This window comes from Ruminococcoides intestinale (assembly GCF_040095935.1).
Classification (GTDB): Bacteria; Bacillota; Clostridia; order Oscillospirales; family Acutalibacteraceae; genus Ruminococcoides; species Ruminococcoides intestinale.
Map to the genome: position 1 here is coordinate 15,057 of NZ_JBBMFQ010000007.1, position 15,925 is coordinate 30,981.

A 15,925-nucleotide genomic window follows, 5' to 3' on the forward strand; every position below is an offset into this window, starting at 1 on the left:
TGAATGGCAGAGCATAATAAAATCAGGGTAATTATCACAAACAAACAAAAAGCAGTAAAGATTCCGACAGGTATCAGAATGTTGGTTCGTCGTTGTTGTAACGCAGTTCTGCGACTTGAAAAATTTGAAGGTTATGCTGAAATCAGCGTTACTTTCACGGATAACGAGGGCATCAAGGCTCTTAACAAGCAGTATCGTGACAAGGACATTGAAACCGATGTTCTTTCTTTCCCAATGGGCGAAAACGGTGTTTATGACACCAATCCCGAAACAGGCGCACAGATTCTCGGTGATGTTGTAATTTCTATGGAAAAGGCAAGAGATCAGGCAGAACTCTTTGGTCACAGCCTCCAGAGAGAGGTTGGCTATCTTACCGCTCACAGTGTTCTGCACCTTCTCGGATATGACCATATGGAAAAGCTTGAAAGGGTAAGAATGAGAGAAAAAGAAGAGCTTGTTATGGAACAGCTCGGTCTTCCTGCGTCATCAAGCTACATAGTTGATGACGATATGGCTTGACAGAGTAGTTATATTACGGGGCATGAAAAAGCAAATCAAAAGTTTTAAAAGTGCATTCAGAGGTTTCTGCTTTGCCGTAAAAAGCGAAAGTCATATGAGATTTCACCTTGTTGCGACATTTTATGTTTTCGTTTTCGGTTGCTTTTACGATTTTTCTGCCGCAAAATGGGCGTTGCTCGCTGTTTTGTGTGCGCTTGTAATTGCACTTGAAATGGTCAACACCTGTGTTGAAAAGCTTTGTGATTTGTTTTGCGACAGATACGATTTTTCCGTTAAGATTATCAAGGACATTGCAGCCGCAGCCGTGCTTGCCGTGTCATTTCCGGCTGTGTTTACAGCGGTGCTGTTCTTCCTTGATTTTGAAGTAATCGGAAAAATATTTTCGTATTTTGTAAACAATCCCGTTATGCTCGTTTTGCTGATTTTATCTGCGGTGATTTCTGCCGTCTTTGTATGTGCAGGTCCCGTAAAAGTCAAGAACGCAATTTTGGGCATTAAAAGAAAAGATAAACATTAACAAAGGGGCGGCATTTTGCTTGCCCCCGATTTTTGTATAGTGAGGTAATATGTTAAATACAGATAATAAAGATAAATCCGCATTTATTGCCATTGTCGGCAGACCTAATGTGGGCAAAAGTTCAATTCTTAACAGACTTATGGGACAGAAAATTGCAATTGTTTCAAGCAAACCGCAGACTACCCGCAACAGAATCACAGGCGTGCTTACTCAGGGCGAATATCAGCTTGTTTTCTTTGATACACCGGGTATGCATAAGCCGAAAACCTCTCTCGGCAAGTATATGGTGCGTTCCGTCAATGAATCCGTGGGCGGTGTTGACTGCTGTATGCTCGTTGTTGAGGCAGGAAAAGAACCGGGTAACACAGAACTTAACCTTATTGAAAAGTTCAAGTCAATGGAAATGCCGGCAATCCTTGCAATCAACAAGATTGACACTCTCAAAGAAAAAGAAGAACTTATGAAACAGATTGCCCGTTACAGTCTGCTCTACGATTTTGACGCAGTTGTTCCCGTGAGTGCACAGGACGGCAACGGTATGAACGAACTTCTTGATGAGCTTAAAAAGCAGGCAGGCGAGGGCGGTCATTTCTTTGATGACGATACTCTTACAGACCAGCCCGAAAGAGTTATTGTTGCCGAAATTATCCGTGAAAAAATACTCCGTCTTTGCGACAGGGAAATTCCGCACGGCACGGCTGTTGTAATCGAAAAAATGAAAACAAGGGATAACGGTATGCTTGATATTGACGCTACTATTTTCTGTGAAAAAGAAACCCACAAGCGTATTATTATCGGCAAAAACGGCTCAATGCTCAAGAAAATCAGCACATTTGCCCGTCAGGATATCGAAAGGTTTTTCGATTGCAGGGTATTCCTACAGACATGGGTAAAGGTAAAAGAGGATTGGCGAAACCGTGCCCAGATTCTTCAGAATTTCGGCTATGACGAAAAGAATTTTGACTGATAATCCGATTAAAAGCAATTCGGGTACACGATTTGACACAATGTCAGATTTTTCATAATATAATAAACGGCATCCGTGAAACACTAACTGCGGAGGTGCTTTTATGGATAACTGGAGTGCGTGGCAAATATTCTTTACCACGGGAAGCGTTCTTGATTACATTCGCTACAAAAGTATTCAGGATGCCAAAGACACGGGTGCAATCACCGTGAACAGGGAGGAAACCGATGAAATTCCGAACAGAGGGACTGATTATAAAGGAACAGAATATCGGTGAGCAGGACAAGCTCGTTTTTGCTCTCACAAAGTCAAACGGTGTAATCCGTGCATTTGTAAAGGGTGCAAAAAACATCAAAAACGGCAAATGTGCGGCGGCATCTCTCCTCTCATATTCCCGACTTACAATTTATAAAGGTCGGGAAAGTTACATAATCGGCGAGGCACAGCCGATTCGCATTTTCTCAAAGCTCCGCAGTGATGTTACAAAAATGTGCCTTGCACAGTATTTTTGCGAACTTGCTCTGACAATTTGTCCCCGTGAGCAAAAGGCAGACTCATTTCTGAGCCTTGTGCTTAATTCTCTCTACCTTTTGTCAGAGAACAAACGCAGTGCAGACCTTATCAAGCCGTGTCTTGAAATGAGGCTTGCAAGCATGGCGGGCTATATGCCCGACCTGAGAATGTGCAGAGAATGCGGAGAATACATTACCCCGCTTATGTACTTTCTGCCACGCATAGGCGCTCTTGAATGTGCCGATTGCAGAACGGATGTGTCGGAACCCGCAATCGTTCTCAATGAGGGAACGCTCACGGCGCTTAGGCACACGGTTTATGCCGATGATGACAAGCTGTTTTCGTTTGCATTGCCGAAGGATGACCTTGTTGTGCTGAATGCGGCGAGCGAAAGTTATCTTAAATACAGATTTGAAAAAGACTTTAAAACGCTTGTTTTTTACAAAACAATAAGCAGTTAATCAGACAATGCAGTTTTGTGTGAAAATGACTTATTTATTTGAAACAGAATGACTGAAAACTGTAGGGGCGCTCATTGGGCGCCCGCGGGCGGATAATATCCGCCCCTACGGACACAAAATTGCAATTATTGAATTTGGTAGAATTATGAACAGACATTACAAAACACTTGAACTTGATAAAATCCTCGAAAGGCTTGCGGGAATGACTTCGATTGAGGACGCCCGTGAAATGGCATTGAATCTCGAACCCGTGTTTGAGCTGAAAAAGGTTGAACAGCTTTTACAGCAAACCGATGACGCAGTTGCGTTAAGCGGAAGATTCGGTGCTCCGTCATTCGGCGGAGCCGGAAATTGTTCGGGACATTTACGCAGAGCACAGGCAGGCGGTTGCCTTACCACAGGCGAACTTCTGTCGGTTGCATCAACGCTCAGAACAATTCGCACGGTCAAGGAGTGGCACTCACGCTCAGGCGGAGGAGCAAGCTCTCTTGACGGCTATTTCAGCGGACTTGTTTCCAACAAGTTTCTTGAGGACAAAATCACCTCGGCTATTATAAGCGAGGAGGAAATTTCCGATAAGGCAAGCCCTGTTTTGTCGGATATAAGAAGAAAAATCCGCACAGCCTCCTCAAAGGCTCGTGAGGTACTCGATAAAATTATTCACAGCTCAACATACATAAAGTATCTTCAGGATACTATCGTCACACAGCGTGACGGCAGATATGTTGTTCCCGTAAGAAGTGAATGCAGAGGCAATGTTCCGGGTCTTGTACACGACACCTCGTCAAGCGGTGCAACCGTGTTTATTGAGCCTATGGGCGTTGTTCAGGCAAACAATGACATCAAGCTTTTGCAGTCAAAGGAAGAACAGGAGATTGAAAGAATCCTCTTTGAGCTTTCCGCAAATGCAGGCGAGTTTGCCGACAGCATTATCCACAGCTACAAGAACCTTGCACAGCTTAATTTGATTTTTGCAAAGGCTGACCTTGCGTATTCAATGAAAGCGTCAAAGCCGATTATGAACGACAGGGGAATGATTGAGCTTAAACAGGCTCGTCATCCTCTTATCGACAAAAACAAGGTTGTTCCCGTTGATGTTATGCTCGGAAAAGAGTTTGATACGCTTGTAATCACAGGTCCTAACACGGGCGGTAAAACCGTAACTTTAAAGACAATCGGTCTGCTCACGCTCATGGCAATGTGCGGACTTCTTGTTCCGTGTGCCGACAACAGCGAGCTTTCCGTGTTCAGAAGAGTGCTTGTGGATATCGGTGACGAACAGAGCATTGAGCAGTCGCTGTCAACATTTTCGGGACATATGACAAATATCGTTCAGATTATAAAGCTTGCAAATGCGGGTTCGCTCTGCCTTATTGACGAGCTCGGCGCAGGAACAGACCCTGTCGAGGGTGCGGCTCTTGCAATTGCAATTCTTGAAAGACTGCGTGACAAGCACGCAAAAATTGCTTCAACAACCCACTATGCGGAGTTAAAGGAATTTGCTCTGCGTACTCCCGGAGTTGAAAACGGCAGTTGCGAATTTGATGTTGCAACTCTCAAGCCGACTTACCGACTTCTCATCGGTGTTCCCGGCAAGAGCAACGCGTTTGCAATTTCAAAAAGACTCGGGATAGATGATGAGATAATCAGCCGAGCAAGCGAACTTGTTTCAAACGAGAACAGACAGTTTGAAGATGTTGTTGAAAAGCTTGAAAAGCGCCGTCAGAGCCTTGAAAAACAGCTCGAAAACGCAAACAGACTTACTGCAAAGGCTAATACCGAAAAGCAGAAAGCAGAAAACGAAATGCAGAAGGCAAAGCAGCGTGCAGAGCGTGAGATTGAAAAGGCAAGGCAGGAGGCTCAGCGTATTATTTCACGCACAAGAGCACAGGCCGACGCAGTTGCCGAAGAACTTGAAAAGGCGAGAAAAGCCAAGGATATGAGCGTTCAGGCAAGAACACAGCTAAAGAAAAATATTGACAAGATGGAGGCTCACGCCGATCCTGTCAAGGCTCGCAATACTCCCGATGAGGAGTACAAGCTGCCGAGACCGCTCAAAGTCGGCGACACGGTTCTCATTTACGATATCGACAAAAACGCAACTGTACTTGCACCGCCGAACAAGGACGGTGTTGTGCTTGTTCAGGCGGGCATAATCAAAACGAGGGTTGATATCAAGAATCTTCGTTTGCTCAAATCAAACAACAAGCCCGCAAAGGACAGATTTTCAAGCACAAGAAATGTGCCGAGCAGAATGGATGTCCGTCCCGAAACAGAGGTTGATGTCCGTGGTGAAACCGCCTTCGACGCAATCAATATTGTTGACAAGGCAATCGACAATGCCGTGCTTTCGGGTGTGAGCAAAATGACGATTATTCACGGCAAAGGTACGGGTGTGCTTAAGCGTGAAATAAACAAGTATCTTAAAACAAACAAATCCGTCAAAAGTCAGCGACTCGGTGTGTTCGGCGAGGGCGAAGACGGTGTTACAATCATTGAATTAAAGTAAAATCCGACTGAATTTATTTTGTGGAATTTGAGGTAATTATGAAAAAACAGTTTCTTGATTCGGGAAAAATCGTGGGTACACACGGCATAAAAGGCGAGGTCAGAATTGACCCGTGGTGCGACTCTCCCGAATTTCTCTGTGCCTTTAAAAAGCTGTGGCTTGATGAAAACGGAACAGAGTTCATCGAGGTGAAATCCCGTCCGCACAAAAATATCGCTCTTGCAAAAATCAAGGGCGTTGACACAATCGAGGCAGCCGAAAAATACAGAGGCAAGGTTGTGTATATCAACCGTGATGACATCAATCTTGCAGAGGGCGTTCACTTTGTTCAGGATCTTATCGGTCTTGAGGTTAAGGACGCCGGCAACGGCAGAGTCTACGGCAAAATTTCCGATGTTTTGCGTACAGGCGCAAATGATGTTTACGAAATCAAAGACGCCGACGGCAAGACACACCTTGCTCCCGTAATTGACGATGTTGTAAAAGAAATAAATGTCGATGACGGCTATGTTCTTATTGTTCCCATGAAAGGAATTTTCGACGATGAGAATTGATATTATAACGCTTTTCCCCGAAATGTTTGAGCCTGTTTTAAACGGAAGCATAATCGGCAGAGCACAGAAAAGCGGTGTGCTTGAAATCGTATGTCACCAACTGCGTGATTACGCTTTTGACAAGCACAAAAGAGTTGACGACACTCCCTACGGCGGCGGAATGGGAATGCTTATGAAGGCCGAACCCATTGCCCTCTGCTTTGAGGATATCTGCAAACAAATCGGCAAAAGACCGCATTTTGTCTATATGTCACCGCAGGGCAAAACATTGAAACAGCAAAGACTTCGTGAGCTTGCCGATGTTGAAAATATCTGTATTCTCTGCGGTCATTACGAGGGTGTTGACCAAAGACTTCTTGACGAGTTTATTGACGAAGAAATTTCAATCGGAGACTATGTTCTCACGGGCGGAGAAATTCCCGCAATGGTATTTGCGGACGCGCTTTCAAGAATGGTTCCGGGTGTGCTTTCCAACAACGAATGTTTTACCGAGGAAAGCCATTTTAACGGACTTCTTGAGTATCCTCAGTACACAAAACCGTCAGTCTGGAGAGGCAAAGAAGTTCCCGAAGTGCTTATGAGCGGTCACCATGCAAACATTGAAAAGTGGAGAAAAGAAAAGAGCATAGAGGTGACTGCCCTCAAGCGTCCCGAAATGCTTGAAGAATATAACAAAAAGTAATTTTTGCAGTATATTATCGGTGTGTTTACATAAAATAAGACAAGAAAAAACACATGAAATACCGTGTGTTTACGGGGAAAATATAATATTTTGTAAAAATGCACAATAAACAGGGTAATAAATTCTCTCAAGGTGCATATTAACACGAAATTAATTTATTGTATTGACCTTGTTCGGAAAAAAGATTATAATACATATTAAATTGAGCCGCAATTTGCAGGCATTGGTGGTTAAAAATTTAAAGGCAAAGAGGGTTTTAAAAATGTATGTTAAGGAAGTATTAGTACAGAATAAAGCCGGTTTACACGCTCGTCCGGCAACTTTCTTTATTCAGAAGGCTAATGAGTATAAGTCAACAATTTGGGTAGAGAAGGAAGAGCGTCGTGTAAATGCAAAAAGTCTTCTCGGTGTGTTGTCCCTCGGAATTATCGGCGGCACTACTATTAAGGTAATTGCTGACGGTTCTGACGAAACTGAAGCAGTTGAGGGTCTTGTTTCTCTCGTTGAGTCAGGCTTTGCTGAATAATCAGCTTTAAATTTTACAAAATACCAAGGGGCGGTTTTTCCGCCTCTTTTTTGTTTCTCTCAAATTAATCTGAAATCGTAAAAGGCGGTGATTTTGTGAATCCGAAAATGTCACAGCTTCGCAAAAAAGCAATGGCACTTCCTCTGTTGCCGGGTGTGTACATCATGCACGACAAAAGCGGAAAAATTATATATATCGGCAAGGCAAAGGCTCTTAAAAACAGAGTCAGCCAATACTTCGGTTCGCAGAATAACCATGCCGAAAAGGTTCGCAGAATGGTTGATAATGTCGATGATTTTGAATATATCATCACGGACAGCGAGTTTGAGGCACTCATTCTTGAATGCAGTCTTATCAAACAACATACCCCGAAGTATAATATTCTGCTTAAAGACGACAAGGGCTACAGCTATATAAGAATCAGCTCGGGTGATTGGAAAAAGCTGTCATATACATTGCAGAAAAAGGATGACGGAGCGGAATACATCGGTCCGTACAAGAGCAGTTACTATGTAAAAAATGCCGTTGAGGAAGCCAACAAAATCTTTATGCTCCCAACCTGCAACCGGCAGTTTCCGAGAGATTGCGGAAAGGGCAGACCTTGCCTTAACTACCACATAAAGCAATGCATGGCTCCGTGTACAGGCAGAGTAAGGCTTAAAGATTACAACGAAAATCTTAACCGTGCACTTGAATTTTTGCGTGGCGGTTCAACAAATTCAATCAAAAAGCTGACCGAAGAAATGGAAACAGCCGCAGAAAATCTTGAATTTGAAAGGGCGGCGTCAATCAGAGATATAATAAAATCCGTCCGTAAAATGAGCGACAAGCAAAAGGTTGTTGCAACAAAAATTGATGACGGCGATGTTATTGCAGGCTTTTCGGATGACGGCAAAACCTGTTATCAGGTATTTCGATTTGAAGGCGGAAGGTTATTTGACCGTGAAAGCTTTGTGTTTGACAGCGGTGAAAGTGAATCCGAAACCGAAGAATTTTTACTGCGATATTACACTCTGCGTGACAGTGTGCCAAAGAGCATTGCAATCGACAGGGAATTTGACGGCATGGAAGAAATTGCCGAATGGCTCTCGCAAAAGCACGGCAGTAAGGTCGGCATAACGGTTCCGCAGAGGGGCGACAAGGCGCAACTTGTGGCAATGTGCAAATCGAATGCCGCAGAAACCCTTGCACAGAAAAAGGGCGCAACCGTTCGTGAGTACAATGTGCTTGAAGAACTGCGTGATTTGCTCGGACTTAAAAAACTGCCCGAATATATCGAATCCTACGATATTTCAAACCTTGCAGGCACGGAAAATGTTGCGGGTATGATTGTTTATAAAAACGGCAAACCACTCAAATCGGCTTACAGAAAGTTTAAAATCAAAGGCTTTGAAGGACAGGATGACTACGCATCCATGGCGGAAGTTCTGACAAGACGATTTGACGAATATTATAAAAATCCCGATGAGGACGAGGGCTTTGGAAAATTGCCCGACCTTATCCTGCTTGACGGCGGTAAAGGTCAGGTTGCGGCTGTAAAAGAGGTTTTGCAGAGTAAGAATATTGATGTTCCGCTGTTCGGTCTTGTAAAGGACGATAAGCACAGAACCCGTGCCGTAACGGGCGAGGGCGGAGAAATTGCGCTAAGTCCCGGACGGTCGCTGTTTGCGTTCCTTGCAAAAATGCAGGACGAGGTTCACCGCTTTGCAATCGGCTATCACCATTCAAGACGAAGTAAAAATACATTCAAAAGCTCGCTTACAGGCATTGAGGGTATAGGCGAAGTCAGAGCAAGGTCCCTTCTTAAGTATTTCAGAACGATTGAAAACATCTCAAACGCAGACCTTGCAGAGCTTGAAAACGCTCCTAAAATGACAAAGGACGCCGCACTTGCGGTGTATAAATACTATCATCCGCAGGATGAAAACAAAACAGAGTAAAATATTGTTGTAAATTATCTTTTAATGTGTTATACTAAAATTTGCAGTTTTAAACAATTGTTTGAAATTCAACTTTTCGGTAATGCCGTATGCCTGCTTGCGGTGTTGTTTTATGATTTTGCAGGCGGAAAGGCTGCGTGCGTTTTATGAGAGTTATTACAGGCTCCGCAAGAGGCAGACGACTCGAAACCCTTGAGGGTGAAGATGTAAGACCGACAACCGACAGAATTAAAGAGGCTGTTTTTTCAATTATTCAGTTTGAAACCGAGGGCAGAAACTTTCTTGACCTTTTTGCAGGCTCGGGACAAATGGGTATTGAGGCTTTGAGCAGAGGTGCAAAGTCGGCAAGCTTTGTTGACAATGCAAAAAAATCGCTTGAAACGGTAAAAAGAAACCTCAAGGCTACTAAGTTTGAAAACTCGGCAAAGGTTTTTGCAATGGATTTTCACAGCTTTCTTTCGATGAATTCACAGCGTTTTGACATTGCATTTCTCGATCCGCCATACAGAACGGGAATGCTGCAGGATGCCCTTGAACTTGTTCCCGAGGCTATGAACGATACGGGTGTAATCATTGCGGAAAATCCTCTTGACGAAGAAATTTTGTCGAATTACGGTGATTTTGTACTTGACAGACAGTATCGCTATGGTAAAATAAAAATAACTACATTCAGACATAAGGATTTTCAAAGATGAACAAAACAGTGATTTGTCCGGGAAGTTTCGATCCCGTAACGCTCGGACACCTTGATGTTATCACGAGAGCGTCAAAGCTTTTTGACCGTGTAATCGTGGGCGTGCTTGTCAATTCTTCAAAAAAACCGATTTTTTCAATCGATGAGAGAATTGAACTTTTGAAGGAAGTTACCGAGCATCTCGATAATGTTGAAATAGTAGGCTTCAACGGTTTGCTTGCACAGTATTGTGAGGATCACGGTGTGGACGCAATTGTTAAGGGACTCAGAGCGGTAACTGACTTTGAATATGAATTTCAGATGGCGCTCACCAACAAAAAGCTGAATCCGAACCTTGAAACCCTGTTTTTAACGGCTGAGGCGGATTCAATGTATCTCAGCTCGAGCATGGTTCGTGAAATTGCCTCAATGGGCGGTGACATCAGTAATTTTGTTCCTGCGTGTATCCATGACAGAATTGTGGAAAGACTGAAAAATAAATAAGCGTTTGATTTTTTAATTAAAGGTGGATTAAACCAAACATATAAGGAGTGGACAGAAATGAAAGTTGAGGATTTGATTTTACAGCTTCAGGATGTTATCAGTGCCGCTAAGTCAATGCCGTTTTCGGGTGGCAAGGTAATGGTGAGCAGTGATGAGATTTATGATATTCTCGATCAGATTCAGGACGCTATGCCGGCAGAGGTAAGACAGGCAAAGAATATTGTCGCTGACAGAAAGCAGATTCTTGCCGAGGCTAACCGTGAATCAGAGAATATAATCAGAAGTGCCGAGGAACGCAAAAAGGCTATGCTTAACCAGAACGAGCTCGTTCGTGAGGCTCAGGCAAAGGCTAAGGAAATTGTTGACGATGCAAAGCAAAAATCGGCAGAAATCAGAAAAGCTGCGAATGTGTATGTTGACAGCATTATGAAACGCACGGAAGAGGGCGTTGCAACACAGCTTGAGGCTCTCAGAAAGACTCATGCAAACATAGTCAGCTCACAGAAAAAGCAGGGCTGATTTAAATTTAGCTTATAAAGGACAGACTCAATATGAGCCTGTTCTTTTTTTATGCCGTTTTTATCGTATGTGTTGTGTCACATTATGACACTGAAACGAATGCTTGCGGAATCTGCGGTTGAAAAATATAAAAATAATGTCGGCTTTTGTAACCCGTGCGGTGCGTTTTGTAATTTTTAAGACTGCTGTTTTTGCTATGGAATGGGTGAAACCCTTTGTGAAATCAGCTTTTTTGGGCATAATATTCTTTTACGAAAAAATATGGTTTCAAAGTTGAAAGCATTTGAAATGATTTGTAAATATTATTTGTTTTTTCGTAACTTTGATATTGATTTTTTTGCACCTATGGTTTATAATAAGACAAAAGGTGTCAGAAGGTGTCATTCGGTGACTTTTAAAACCACAGAGTGACGGTTTCTGAAGAAAAGTGTATGGAGGTGGGCAGATGTTTTCGGGAATGACAAATCATTCTATTGATGCAAAAGGAAGAATTGTACTGCCCGCAAAGTTCCGTGAACAGCTCGGCGAAACATACTATCTTGCACGAGGCTTCGGCAACAAGTGCATTCAGGTTATGTCAAGCGAACAGTTCAACGCAATGTGCGAGAAGATTCTTGCACTTCCCGCAAACCTCTCCATGGCTGTTCAATACACCTTTAACGCTACTGCGGTTGAGGTTACTCCCAACGCACAGGGCAGGGTGATTATTCCGCAGTCCCTGCGTGAGTTTGCCGAGATTGAAGGCGATGCGGTAGTTATCGGTATGACAAACAGACTCGAAATCTGGAGCAAGAAAAATTATGAGGACTATGTTGCTTCTCAGAATGAAAATCTTGCACTTGCTCTCAAGGAGTTAAAGCTTTAAGGAGGTTGTTATGGAATTTTCTCATATTCCTGTCCTTCTTGAGCAGGCTGTTGACGCTCTTGCTGTTAAGGAAAACGGCATTTATGTTGACGGCACAGCGGGCGGAGGCGGTCACAGCAGTGAAATCCTCAGTCGACTTACTACGGGCAAGCTCATTTCGATTGATCAGGATCCCGATGCAATACTGACGCTGACAGAGCGTTTTAAGAAAAACGAAAATTCAATAATTATCAAGGGTAATTTTGCCAATATGGTGAGCCTTCTTCATTCAAGAGGAGTGGGCAGAGTTGACGGTGTTCTGCTTGACATCGGTGTTTCATCTCATCAGCTTGATACAGCCGAAAGGGGTTTTTCCTTCCATGAGGACGCACCTCTCGATATGAGAATGAGCCAAAGCGGAACTACAGCCGCAGAGCTTGTCAACACTCTCCCCGCAGGTGAGTTAAGACGAATCCTCAGCGTTTACGGCGAAGAAAAATTTGCCGGTGCAATTGTAAACGGAATCGTAAAGGCAAGAGCCGAAAAGCCGATTGAAACTACCCTTGAGCTTGCGGAAATTATAAAAGAAAATGTTCCACAGCGTGTCCGCCGTGACGGACATCCTGCGAGAAAAAGCTTTCAGGCTTTGAGAATTGCGGTAAACGATGAACTCGGAGTTCTTGAAAGAGGTCTTGACGGTGCATTTGAACTTCTCGGAAGCGGCGGAAGGCTTGCAGTTATTACCTTCCATTCGCTTGAGGACAGGATCGTAAAACAGAAAATGGCATCTTGGTGTCAGGGCTGTACCTGTCCAAAGGATTTTCCCGTGTGTGTTTGCGGAAACAAGCCAAAGGCTAAGCTTGTTGTAAGAAAGCCGGTTTGTGCAAATGAAACAGAATTGAGGAACAACCCGAGAGCAAGAAGTGCAAAGTTGAGAATATGCGAAAAAATTTAAAAAAAATTCTCTGTGACTATAGACAAAACTGCCTGTTTGTAGTAAAATATAACAAAGTTGTAAAGATTATTACAGACACAAGCAATTGTGCTTTCGTGTTTGTTAATAACAAAATGTATGGCTTTGAAATATATGTCCGATAAAATCGGATTGATTGTGTGTTGTGTGTATTTTATAAATTTGTTAAAGATTTGAAACTTTTTTGTTTTATCGAAAAATAAAGCAAAAATGTGTGTTTTATGAAATTGATATAGAAAGGCATCGGGTGCGTTTAATGGCTTATGAAAACAGAAATGCAGCTTATGATTTGAGTCTTTTTGATGACAGCAGCGACTATGTTCCGGGTTCAGCCGCTCCTGAAAGAAAAGAAGAAGTACATAAAAAGCAGGAAAGAAAAAGAAGAAAAAACAATGTTGTAAGTCTTCCGAAGGAGGAACTTCAGAAGAACAGACGCCGCAGACATAACAAGTTTAAAATCGCTCTCGGAACAGTGAGCGGTGCTGCAGCGACAATCATAATCGGCATCATAATTGTCGGACAGGTAAGACTTACCGAGCTTAATCAGGAAGTTATTACGGCTAAAGAAACTCTTGCAAATGCACAGAGCGTTTACACACAGACACAGATGAAGCTTGAATCAAAGCTTTCAACATCGGATATTGAAAAGTATGCCGAGGATACACTCGGTATGACCAAGGCTACGAACACACAGAAAGAATTTGTTACCCTTGCAGGCGGAGATAAAGCAGAGGTTTCTGCAAGTCAGGAAAGTGACAATCTCTTTACACAGTTCTGGAGTTCGGTACAGAATCTTTGGTCATAACATTTAGATTAATTTAATAGATATGTTATGAAAGAATGGAGAGTTAAGACTGCGTCTTGACTCTTTTTTCGGTATATATGCGGATTGACACGGAGCGTAACGGACACTATTTTGCGGTGAAAGGAGCTTTACATTGCAATCACCAGGATCAAAAAACAACTCAAAAAAGCGTGCCGAAAAGGGACCTGCACAAAGACTGAGACAGCGTACCGCAATATTGATTTTACTCATACTTGTGCTTGGCTTCGGTGCGGCTGTTTTAAGACTTACATACCTCACCACCGTTCAGAGCAGTGAACTTCAGGAGTCGGCTGTTGACCTTCAGCTTGCCGACACAACTGTTTCCGCAAAACGAGGAACAATTTATGACGCAAACGGCAATGTTCTTGCCGAAAGCGCATCGGTTTGGCAGGTGGTAATGTCGCCTGTCAACTTTAAGAATGACAAACAGCGTCAGGCTGCCGCAAAAGGTCTTTCGGAAATTTTTGACCTTGAATACAACGATGTGCTTGACGATACAAAACAGCAGAGCCATTATGTTGTTGTCAAAAGAAGAATCGAGTCGGATGAGCGTGAAAAGGTCCTTCAGCTTATTGACACTCTGAAAAAGGATTACAGCTGTTCGGGTGTTATTCAGCTGCTTGACGATTACAAGAGATATTACCCGAAAAATAGCCTTGCATCTTCCGTAATCGGTTTTACGGGCAGTGACGATCAGGGCCTTGAGGGTATCGAGTACGAATATGACAGCTATCTGTCGGGTACTCCCGGTCGAATTATCACGGCACAGAATGCAAGAGGTACGGATATGCCGTTCCGATACGAACAGAATGTTGAATCTGAGGACGGCAACAATGTGTATCTCACAATTGATGAAACAATTCAGTCAATTTGTGAAAAATATATGCAAAAGGGTGTTGAGGACAACAATGTTCTTAACAAGGGCGTCTGCATTGCAATGGATGTAAACACAGGCGCAATCCTTGCAATGGTAACAACAGACGGCTACGATCTTAACAATCCTTATGAGCTTTCGGCAAAGGATAAGAAGAAAATCAAATCAACTCCAAAAAAGAAACAGGCGGAGGCAGAAAGTGCGGCTCTCAGCAATATGTGGAGAAACAAGGCTGTTGCCGACACATATATGCCCGGTTCTGTATTTAAGATGTGCGTTGCGTCAGCGGCTCTTGAAGAAAACCTTGTAAATGAAAAAACATCATTTACCTGTACGGGTTCAATTTTGGTTGAGGGCGAAACCATTCATTGTTCAAATATATCAGGTCACGGAACACAGAGCTTTGTTGAGGCAATTTCAAACTCATGTAACCCTGCATTTGTCCAGATTGGTCAGATGCTCGGTGCAAGCAAGTTCCGTCAGTATTATCAGGGATTCGGTTTCAGCGAAAAAACAGGAATCGACCTCCCGGGTGAGGCAGAGGACAGCTTTTGGAAAGAAGGCAAAATGGGCGGTGTTGACCTTGCGGTTGCATCATTCGGTCAGAACTTCTCGATCACTCCTATTCAAATGATCACAGCCTGTGCGGCTGTTTCAAACGGCGGTTATGTTGTTCAGCCTCATGTGGTTTCAAAAATCACAGACTCAAAGGGCAATGTAATCAAGACTGTTGATGAAAAAATCAAAAGACAGGTTATTTCAGACGATACATCCAAGAAGATGAATGAATACCTTGAATATAACACAGAAAGACAGGGTGCTGCCGCAGGTTATATTTCAGGCTACAAGGTAGCCGGTAAAACAGGTACATCTGAAAAAAAGGGTGTAACAAAGGTTGAAAGCTCATTTTCTGAGGACTATATCTCATCATTCTGCGGTTTTGCTCCGGCAGACGACCCGCAGATTGCAATGCTTGTATTCTTTGATACTCCCGACGGTGATGCCTACTACGGTTCACAGGTTTCGGCACCTGTATTTATCAATATTATGAGCGAGGTTCTTCCTTATCTTGATGTTAAGACATCATACACAGACGAGGAACTCGGTTATGTTGACGCATCTGCGGGCGACTACACAGGAGTCAGCGTTGACGAGGCTAAAACAGCTGTTGAGGCTGACGGCTTTACGGCAACCGTAAAGGGTAACGGTTCAACTGTAATTTCACAGATTCCGACCGTATCGTCAGGACTTCAGAAGGGCGGCAGTATTGTCCTCTACACAGACAGCGACAGCCAGTCGGAAACAGTAAGTGTTCCGAGTCTTATCGGTCTTTCTCCCGATGAGGTGAACAATGTTGCAAGTGCCTACGGATTGAATGTCAGCTTCTCGGGTGCAACAACATCCTCCGGAACAAGCTCATCACAGAACATTGAGGCGGGAACTTCGGTTAGCCCCGGTACGGTAATAACGGTATCTTTTGCGGATTCCTCTTCAACACTCAACGAATAACAAAAATATTTATTA

General features: G+C 43.4%; 17 protein-coding genes. All 17 read left to right on the plus strand.

Annotated features, from left to right (window positions below):
• Nucleotides 1-3 precede the first annotated feature (3 nt).
• The 17 genes from ybeY (at nt 4) to WMO31_RS10065 (ending at nt 15,910) form a co-directional block, all read left to right on the plus strand.
• Entirely contained in the window at nt 4-519 is a 516-nt protein-coding gene (gene ybeY / locus WMO31_RS09985; RefSeq protein ID WP_367999634.1) for an rRNA maturation RNase YbeY, read from the plus strand.
• A 22-nt stretch (nt 520-541) separates the two neighbouring features.
• The gene (locus WMO31_RS09990) at nt 542-1,036 is read left to right on the plus strand and encodes a diacylglycerol kinase family protein (RefSeq protein WP_295240423.1); all 495 of its coding nucleotides are present in this window, start codon (nt 542-544) and stop codon (nt 1,034-1,036) included.
• A 49-nt stretch (nt 1,037-1,085) separates the two neighbouring features.
• Complete coding sequence (gene era, locus WMO31_RS09995) at nt 1,086-2,003, plus strand: GTPase Era (protein ID WP_304007210.1); 918 nt, start codon at nt 1,086-1,088, stop codon at nt 2,001-2,003.
• 103 nt (nt 2,004-2,106) lie between these two features.
• Nucleotides 2,107-2,280, plus strand: a complete 174-nt coding sequence (locus WMO31_RS10000; RefSeq protein ID WP_021882932.1) for a hypothetical protein — start codon at nt 2,107-2,109, stop codon at nt 2,278-2,280.
• The gene (recO, locus tag WMO31_RS10005; protein WP_195230253.1) at nt 2,231-2,977 is read left to right on the plus strand and encodes a DNA repair protein RecO; all 747 of its coding nucleotides are present in this window, start codon (nt 2,231-2,233) and stop codon (nt 2,975-2,977) included. The genes WMO31_RS10000 and recO overlap by 50 nt, the downstream gene beginning before the upstream one ends.
• 145 nt (nt 2,978-3,122) lie before the next feature.
• Nucleotides 3,123-5,486, plus strand: a complete 2,364-nt coding sequence (locus tag WMO31_RS10010) for an endonuclease MutS2 (protein ID WP_101070374.1) — start codon at nt 3,123-3,125, stop codon at nt 5,484-5,486.
• A 38-nt stretch (nt 5,487-5,524) separates the two neighbouring features.
• Complete coding sequence (rimM, locus tag WMO31_RS10015; protein ID WP_367999635.1) at nt 5,525-6,040, plus strand: ribosome maturation factor RimM; 516 nt, start codon at nt 5,525-5,527, stop codon at nt 6,038-6,040.
• On the plus strand, nt 6,030-6,722 hold the full coding sequence (trmD, locus tag WMO31_RS10020) for a tRNA (guanosine(37)-N1)-methyltransferase TrmD (RefSeq protein WP_046432006.1): 693 nt from the start codon (nt 6,030-6,032) through the stop codon (nt 6,720-6,722). The genes rimM and trmD overlap by 11 nt, the downstream gene beginning before the upstream one ends.
• Before the next feature lie 262 nt (nt 6,723-6,984).
• Nucleotides 6,985-7,248 (plus strand): HPr family phosphocarrier protein, encoded by a 264-nt coding sequence (locus tag WMO31_RS10025; RefSeq protein ID WP_015523358.1) that lies wholly within the window; start codon nt 6,985-6,987, stop codon nt 7,246-7,248.
• 95 nt (nt 7,249-7,343) lie between these two features.
• Nucleotides 7,344-9,188 (plus strand): excinuclease ABC subunit UvrC, encoded by a 1,845-nt coding sequence (uvrC, locus tag WMO31_RS10030; RefSeq protein ID WP_367999636.1) that lies wholly within the window; start codon nt 7,344-7,346, stop codon nt 9,186-9,188.
• Between the two features lie 146 nt (nt 9,189-9,334).
• The gene (rsmD, locus tag WMO31_RS10035; protein ID WP_195230365.1) at nt 9,335-9,883 is read left to right on the plus strand and encodes a 16S rRNA (guanine(966)-N(2))-methyltransferase RsmD; all 549 of its coding nucleotides are present in this window, start codon (nt 9,335-9,337) and stop codon (nt 9,881-9,883) included.
• Nucleotides 9,880-10,365, plus strand: a complete 486-nt coding sequence (gene coaD, locus WMO31_RS10040) for a pantetheine-phosphate adenylyltransferase (RefSeq protein ID WP_015523359.1) — start codon at nt 9,880-9,882, stop codon at nt 10,363-10,365. The genes rsmD and coaD overlap by 4 nt, the downstream gene beginning before the upstream one ends.
• 57 nt (nt 10,366-10,422) lie before the next feature.
• Nucleotides 10,423-10,884: an ATP synthase subunit B family protein gene (locus WMO31_RS10045; RefSeq protein ID WP_015523360.1), complete on the plus strand. Its 462-nt coding sequence runs from the start codon at nt 10,423-10,425 to the stop codon at nt 10,882-10,884.
• A gap of 445 nt (nt 10,885-11,329) precedes the next feature.
• Nucleotides 11,330-11,749, plus strand: coding sequence for a division/cell wall cluster transcriptional repressor MraZ (mraZ, locus tag WMO31_RS10050; RefSeq protein WP_015523362.1), 420 nt, complete (start codon nt 11,330-11,332; stop codon nt 11,747-11,749).
• A gap of 10 nt (nt 11,750-11,759) precedes the next feature.
• The gene (gene rsmH, locus WMO31_RS10055) at nt 11,760-12,683 is read left to right on the plus strand and encodes a 16S rRNA (cytosine(1402)-N(4))-methyltransferase RsmH (protein WP_117837733.1); all 924 of its coding nucleotides are present in this window, start codon (nt 11,760-11,762) and stop codon (nt 12,681-12,683) included.
• A gap of 274 nt (nt 12,684-12,957) precedes the next feature.
• Nucleotides 12,958-13,506 (plus strand): hypothetical protein, encoded by a 549-nt coding sequence (locus tag WMO31_RS10060; protein WP_021882939.1) that lies wholly within the window; start codon nt 12,958-12,960, stop codon nt 13,504-13,506.
• A gap of 133 nt (nt 13,507-13,639) precedes the next feature.
• A complete protein-coding gene (locus tag WMO31_RS10065) occupies nt 13,640-15,910 on the plus strand; it encodes a penicillin-binding transpeptidase domain-containing protein (protein WP_367999637.1) in 2,271 nt (756 codons plus the stop codon).
• Nucleotides 15,911-15,925 lie beyond the last annotated feature (15 nt).